General features: G+C 56.3%; 6 protein-coding genes and 2 pseudogenes. 3 read left to right on the top strand and 5 right to left on the bottom strand.

Annotated features, from left to right (window positions below):
- The 3 genes from AB0E19_RS38035 to AB0E19_RS38025 all read right to left on the bottom strand — a co-directional run.
- Window positions 1-590: hypothetical protein (locus AB0E19_RS38035; RefSeq protein ID WP_362189645.1), on the bottom strand; the 590-nt coding region annotated here is incomplete at its 3' end.
- Between the two features lie 29 nt (window positions 591-619).
- A complete protein-coding gene (locus AB0E19_RS38030) occupies window positions 620-835 on the bottom strand; it encodes a hypothetical protein (protein ID WP_362189642.1) in 216 nt (71 codons plus the stop codon).
- Between the two features lie 261 nt (window positions 836-1096).
- On the bottom strand, window positions 1097-1363 hold the full coding sequence (locus tag AB0E19_RS38025) for a macro domain-containing protein (RefSeq protein ID WP_049428613.1): 267 nt from the start codon (window positions 1361-1363) through the stop codon (window positions 1097-1099).
- 324 nt (window positions 1364-1687) lie between these two features.
- Here AB0E19_RS38025 and AB0E19_RS38020 point away from each other — a divergent pair, with 324 nt between their 5' ends.
- The 3 genes from AB0E19_RS38020 (at window position 1688) to AB0E19_RS38010 (ending at window position 5571) form a co-directional block, all read left to right on the top strand.
- Complete coding sequence (locus tag AB0E19_RS38020; protein WP_362189637.1) at window positions 1688-2971, top strand: hypothetical protein; 1284 nt, start codon at window positions 1688-1690, stop codon at window positions 2969-2971.
- Between the two features lie 292 nt (window positions 2972-3263).
- Entirely contained in the window at window positions 3264-3764 is a 501-nt protein-coding gene (locus tag AB0E19_RS38015) for a hypothetical protein (RefSeq protein WP_148563069.1), read from the top strand.
- 1042 nt (window positions 3765-4806) lie between these two features.
- Window positions 4807-5571, top strand: a complete 765-nt coding sequence (locus AB0E19_RS38010) for a hypothetical protein (RefSeq protein ID WP_049454461.1) — start codon at window positions 4807-4809, stop codon at window positions 5569-5571.
- Window positions 5572-6263: 692 nt separating this feature from the next.
- Here the strand turns inward: AB0E19_RS38010 and AB0E19_RS38005 are convergent.
- Together AB0E19_RS38005 and AB0E19_RS38000 are read right to left on the bottom strand one after the other, a co-directional pair.
- Window positions 6264-6440 (bottom strand): annotated as a pseudogene (locus AB0E19_RS38005) (IS3 family transposase); the annotation flags it as partial.
- Between the two features lie 111 nt (window positions 6441-6551).
- Window positions 6552-6866, bottom strand: a pseudogene (locus AB0E19_RS38000) (pyruvate dehydrogenase (acetyl-transferring), homodimeric type); the annotation flags it as partial.

Here is a 6866-nt window from a genome sequence, read left to right as displayed (position 1 = left end):
CATTCAGTGCCGCCCTCGAGGAGCACCAAGGCCCCCATCGGCCCCATCTTCAACACCACCACTTCTGCGCCGTGCTGCGAAGCCAGCTCGGCAGCCATCTGCTCGGACGTCAAATCGAATCGCTGGAGCAAGCTCCTTGCCTCAGTCAGATTCAGCACAAGCGCCAGGTGCTGGGCCTTTGAGCCGTTAGCGCCAAAAGCTTCAGTCCCCGTAACGTTCTGTGGATCGAATACGGCGTACTCGGCGTCGACTATGGCCGTGCTCTCCAGCATGCCAAAGCGAAGCACGTGATCGGCCTTCACGCTGAGCGGCGATTGCCGCTCTGGCTGCTGGATCCACGGTACCGACAATCCGTGGCTGTAGTGAAAAGAGGCAGACCGTGGCAACGGCGCAATCGATAGGCCAAAGCCCTCATCTGCTGCACGACACTCCAGGATCGGCTGGAGGCCAGCATCAAGATAGCCGTGCAATGTCACCTGTCCACCCAGACGCGACACCGCTGACGCCGCACGTCCGGCCGATCCATACACTTCGTCCCACTGCGGGCGCAAACACACCTCGCGGTAGATACCACCGACGATAGTCAACATCCATTTATCCCCTGTCGTTGCCTAGCGTCTCAAGGCGAGATACGTATGGTTACCTGGCCGCCGGCCTTGCTCAGTACCGTGGCCTGGTACTGGGTTCCCTGCCGCATACACTCGAGCAAGCGGGACATCTTGGGTGAGGTAATTCCTCCGGCCACCTGATTGCCGTGCTTGATCACCACTACCTGCGCAGCCAATTGCTGCTCGATGGCCACGAACAAGACATCGCCGACGTTGATTCCAGCCACGACTGAAGGCTTGGGGGAACTCAACTGCGTCTCAAAAGAGAGACGGTCACAGGCAATCTCCTGAACCCCACCGCCACCAAAACTACCACCACCAGATCCAGACATTTCCGTCTCCTATCCCTAGTGAACGAGGCTTGAGAGCGCCTCGGAAGAGTTACCGCATAACGGTCCATGCAATGCTTGAGTCAACTACCAACTGCTGTCAGTTACGAAACTGATGTCCCCACAGGCGAAGGCCGTCAAAGCAGCCACTACTACACTCTACAACCCGTGGGTGGCAGCCTCAATCTCGGAAAATCTGGTCCAATTTATCAGATCACGCACCACGATGAGGGAGAGTATGACTGGTCGCGCCACAGGGGTCTCGCCTACCCGACAGGTCCACAACATAATCTTCAACAGTTCGTACGGCGAGATGCCCCGGTGCTGGGAAATATGGGTTGTACCCGAACCCATGATGGTCGTTGACACATTCCTGTCCCCGTAGACGCAATGCAGACTTGCCCAGAAGTTGAGCATGAACTCCAATTCGCCGCGCCACTCAGAACTGGCGCACTTCGGCTAGCGGTAGCGACTGCCGCCTTGGATTGAGACGCGATCCTAGCGCTTCAAGGCCAGCCCCAAACGCAGGTGAGTTTGAGTGCGTTCCTGCACTAGCCGGTATCTGAATACACGAGACCTTGGTATTGCTAGGACTGAAACCATTGGTCTCTCAAGGCAATACGTGTATGGCCGATCTTACAGATAACGAGCCTGTGGGGTCAGTACAGCACTCCATGAGCCCCATACGATGCCGGGCGGCCCTAGACGCCTCTACACTTCGAGTTCGATGAGTCATAGCAGAGTAGCTCAATGTTCAACACGCACGAAGATGAAATCGAAATGGACCTCAATTGGCTCAAGAAGCAGGATTCCTGCCCACTCGCAGTTGAACTGACAGCCAAGATTGAGGCAATCGATCTAGAAAAGCTCGAGCTACCCAGGCGCCGCCTTCTGGTTGGTTTTGTCCATGTCCTCGCTGATGAAGTGAAGGCGATGTTGGATCTGGGCGCGAAAGACTATGACTCAAACGAGGTAGCGCGAATGACCGACGTCATAGGAGGAACTACACTAGCTCGTGCGTGCCAGGCACCGATCACCAAGAGGCAGCCTGGCGAGGACCTCAGGGATAAAATTGCAGAGGAAACCAATAAGGTGACGCTCGCCAGTGAACAGACTGGCGCTGGTCACACTGCACGACTTATGGCCAAGTGGGCAAAGAGCGCCGCTAGCGATATCTCTAAGAATGAGTCCTTCGGCTCGTGGCACCTCCTACTGCTCTGCTACGCCCATTTTCTGATCTGCATGGAGTCAAGGTGCTCGCGCAAGTCATCTCCTCCACCAACTGCCGACCTCAGAGCCCGATTGAATGCCTGTCTGGACCTTATGCGTCAGCTGCACAGAAAGTCCGACGCGATAGAGGCCGATGAAGCTTCAATCGAAGCAGAGCTGGCCTACGAAAACCAGATGCTGGGTGGGTTCATCTTTCAACTTGGGTACGCATCGGGCGCAGCCGGCACTCCAGTCCCTGTCAACATGTTCCAGCAGACGCCCAACGATGGTTGCTTCGGTGACTTGGTAGCAGGAAATGCACGCTGCTTAGCCATTGAGTTCAAAAGAGAAGCCAAGTCGATTCAGACAGAGGCGGAGAAGTGGACCTCTGAGGCGCTTGCAAGCCTAATCAATGAAACCAATCTCGTGAGCCAGTCACTGAAATGCCATTTGCTCTGTTATGGCAACGCAGATGGGCAGACTATGAGCTTCTCTTCGATGTTATACGCCACAGCGATCGGTGCATCCGAAGAAGTCGTTGAGATGTCCGGGGACGAGATAATTGCCTGCATCTTGGGCAAGGCGGTCAATGGCGAATTGCTGAAGAATTCGACGATGGGCCTTCCACCAAGGCAGCTGGAGCGTTACCTCAGAAGTTTGGCTCACATTCGGGATAGTTCGAAGGGCGGTGGGAAGGCTACGTGGCTGGCTCTTGCGATCGACGAGAAGGGATTTCATTTCCGAATTGCTGCAACACTGTCGGCGCTGATCGAACCGACAACCGCACCTGGGGTAAAGGTATCTGCGGGAATGACACGAGGTTGAAGCTCCATCCATTGAAGCAGACACCAACTCAATGGGTACGGAGCGCCTCTACTGCTTGAAGGTGGAACTCTGAGTGGCTGGGCACAGCGAGGACCCACATCTGTACGGCCGCATTGTATGAGCCAGAAATTGTATGCTCCTCCGCCAGCATCTTCCCTAGGACTTTTCACGGCCATGACTCCACGACTGGGCATAGCTGTAGCCATCCCTCACGGGGCACCTGCGCTCAAGCTCGGCAACGTTCTCCTCACCTCTGGATCTACGCATCTGCATGGACTCTATATTGGACCTAATGAAGGCCAGTCTCGGCCCCGGCGTTGCTGCGCTCGGTGTTGCCGTGGCAGCAGCACAGTGGCACACAAACAGAGTTAAGCTACGCTTAGACTCTTACGATCGCAGGCTGGTGGTTTACAAAGCGACCGTGGCGTTACTCAACGCTATGCAGGAGGAAATCTCGACCCGACGCGGCCCATCCGCGCGCCTCAAGAACGGCCAGCCGTCCAAGGCGTATCTGCTATTACCCAGAGAAGTCGTTAGCAACTTCGAGAGCGGCTTATTGGAGGCTCCCTTCCTCTTCGATAAGGATGTGGCCATCTTCTTGCACTACATCGACCGCCACCGAACCATGATCCATATGTACGCAAACCACTGCTCAAAGATCGACCCGGAGGCCCATGAAACTCATAGGGCGGATTTCGAACGCCTCAAGGACAGCGAAGAAGGAGTTGATAGGGCGCGCTCAATGGTTCAACAGAGATTTGCTCCTTACTTGAGGCTCAGCAGGAGACTGTAGTCGCTCAAGCTTGCGACTATTTGCCATCAGTGGCAGCAGGCGCTCGCCGGACATTCGTGGCCCCGCCCCGCAACCGCGGGCGATCCGATCTGCTGTAACTGCTCGATGACTAGATGGGCCGAGCGCAACCATCGTAGGCGGAAAATACCAGCCAGATGCCCTCATGCCTGATCCCTCGCTGACCGATGCCATCATGGGCAGGCTCATGCACAGCTCCCACAGGTTGCCCTCTAGCGTCAAGGCCGAACCTCCGCGCAGGAATCAGTTGTGCTGCGGTGCTCCGGGCCTGGCAAACAACTAGGACAGCACAGTCAGTCACAGGTCTCATTTAGGAACCACGCCAATTCACTTAGCTAAACAGGGGGCTCGCAAATTGCGATGAGCACATGACCATTTGCCTCCGGTCGCCGAGGATTCTGAACTATCCTAGACTGGCTGCGCGGCGGCAGCGCCGCTAAGCTCAGGGGACTTATGTGCTGGTTATGGGATAACGCCGATAGATTATCGGGCGTAGGTGCAATCCTCGCCTTCATCGTTGCAGTATTCGCGTTGTGGGCGCAGCGAAAGCACAATAGGCTTTCCGTTCGCCCGTTGGCGGCGGTTACCTGCAGCGATCTTGAAGACAGGATCATCGTGACCCTAGTCAACAACGGCACTGGCCCTCTAGTTGTCGAAAAATTGCGCATCGTTAGGGATCGAGAGATCTTGGGCGACGCCCTGTATCTTGAGCTCCCTGATTGGATGACATTCCGATGGTACGTCGGGAACATCGATGGAAGATCTATCGGAGTCGGAAAGAGTATCAAGCTGCTCGTCTATGACCACCCCTCCGATGAATTTCGGGCTCAGGTCCGAAGAACCCTAGCTGATCTGGTCGTCCAGGTTCATTACAACGACATCTACAATAACGCGCAGCCTGTCTATGAGCGCTCATTGAAGTGGCTCGCCGATAGAAGACCTAAGAAGGGTTGATCTACAAATGACTCGGAGGCCCGGGCTAGTGATTGGCCATGATGCACAGTCTGCGCCCAGCGCCGCAGTTGTGCCTGATGATGCCCTTCAGATCGTTTACATCGTCCGAGGATTTCACCGGTTGCTCTACGTGCCTCCACCCCAGTGGCCGGGATGTCACTTCGAGCAGGGCGAGAATCTCGACGTCACCCTGCGTATTGCCCAGACCGAAGTGGCGCCCGGTACGGATTTAGACACCCTCATCGCACTCACTGATGCTCGCATGCAGCAGCTTGTGTTGGCGTGGGAGCTGAGTTTGGGGCAACGGCTGCAGCTTCGGCGGCTCCATGTTTCCCTACCAAGGTTGCCTGTGATGAAGGGGGGCGCCACATCCCAAGATGGGGTCTCGTTCTCGGATCGCTGTGAGGCCACGATCATTCACGCGGCGGCGCCTGTGCAAATGCCGCAGATTCCCCTCGCCGCAGAGCGCTGGGTGCGCACGCTCGCGGAGGCTGGTGATTTCGGAGGCTACGTAGAGGAGCAGCTGCGGCGGCACTTCCTGATCATCGAGGAGCTTTGGGAAACTTATGCATCACGATTCGACAATGCCGACCAGGCGAAGTGCAAAGAGATCCGATGCGTTCGAAACTTTGTCTCCCATTACGATTGCACTCGCGAGCCAGTACTAGGCTTCATCATCATCAACCTACCTAGCGCGGAGGTGCAGCGAAGCAGTCATCGGGCGGTGCGCTTTGACCGGACCAGTCAAGAGCACCGAACCTTCGTAGCAAGATTTGCAGTCGACTCCGAGCGAATTGCACGAAGGCTCGTTGAGCTGGCAATCGTTGACCTTTGATCTTTGAGCGACTGATCAATGGCTTGAACCAGATTTTGAGGAATCACCAGAGGCTAACCTCGCTTGTGGGCCAGCCCAAAGACCAAAGCTGCCCGTACCATCCTGTCAAAGAGGTTCAAGAATTGCTTTCCGCTCCTGCAGGCGATCACCCGCATGGCTGATACCCTCCCATGTTTCACGGTATCCGCCCGCTCGCGCGGGTTGAATCCGTCGCAAGCCCGACTCCCCAGCTAATAGCGATACAAATGGTGGCCACCCAGCAGCCCTCCAGATGGGCTCAACACGCTCAAATCTCCGCGGGCCAAGTGCTTACTCGTGCGCCTGATCCAAAGCAGGACCTTAAGCCACGAGACCTGGGTCATGAAGCTCATTGAGCACTTTGAGCACAGCCTCCAGCTTGGAGACATCGCTAGGCACGGGAATAAAGTTCGTCTCAAGGCTCGGGTCATCTCAAAGCAAGATCTGCTGCGTCTCTCCCTAAGCTGAAGGAGCTTGCCCTGTTGGGGAAAGGAGACTACCGGCTCCAGTGGCATGGTGAGATCAGACCGAGCATTCGGTATCCATATCATGGACACAAAGTGCAAGCGCAATTCACCAGCTTGGACGATCCATCCGTCGCACGTGTGGTCACACTCCCCTTGGGCCGCTCCGGCTTTGGGGATAGTGCTCATGGGAGGAAATGATGCCCCAGCCGCCCAGTCTTGCCGACCATGTCGGCGAAGCCGGGTAAGCACGGTGCTACGGCCTTGAATCCCATAGCGCTCCTGGGCCTTTTTGTAGGTCAGCTCCCCGCGTTCGACCTGATCTACCACCGACAACTTGAAGGCCAGCGAGTAATCCCGCTGGCTGCGCCTGATTGTTGATTTCATTGAGCATTCCTTTTCCAGAGGGAAAAGGTGTCAAGCTAATTCAGGGCGGGTCATTTATAGAGAAAAGGGCGGCCAATGGCCGCCCCTTCTCACGTCAAATAATTGACGAAATCAAACCCCAACAGGATTAGCCTTCTCCGGATCAATCTTGTACTGCTTGATCGCCCGGGCCACATCCTTCGCGGTCATCTTCCCGTCCTTCGCCAGCGCCGCAATCGCGGCATGCGCGATGTAGTACCGGTCCACTTCAAAGAACCGGCGCAGGTTCGCACGCGTATCCGAACGGCCGAAACCATCCGTACCCAGCACCGTGTAGCTCATCGGCACGAACGCACGGATCTGGTCCGCATACGCACGCACGTAGTCGGTGGCGGCAATTGCCGGGCCCTGGCGGCCTTCCAGCAGTTCGGTCACGTAGGCCTTGCG

The sequence above is a fragment of the Streptomyces sp. NPDC047974 genome (assembly GCF_040653375.1).
Lineage (GTDB): Bacteria > Actinomycetota > Actinomycetes > Streptomycetales > Streptomycetaceae > Streptomyces.
This window is presented reverse-complemented; position numbering and strand designations above follow the sequence as displayed.

Excerpts from the sequence above, each read along its gene's own strand:
- AB0E19_RS38015 (WP_148563069.1), top strand. The coding sequence starts at position 3,264 with ATGAAGGCCAGTCTCGGCCCCGGCGTTGCTGCGCTCGGTGTTGCCGTG.
- AB0E19_RS38020 (WP_362189637.1), top strand. The coding sequence starts at position 1,688 with ATGTTCAACACGCACGAAGATGAAATCGAAATGGACCTCAATTGGCTC.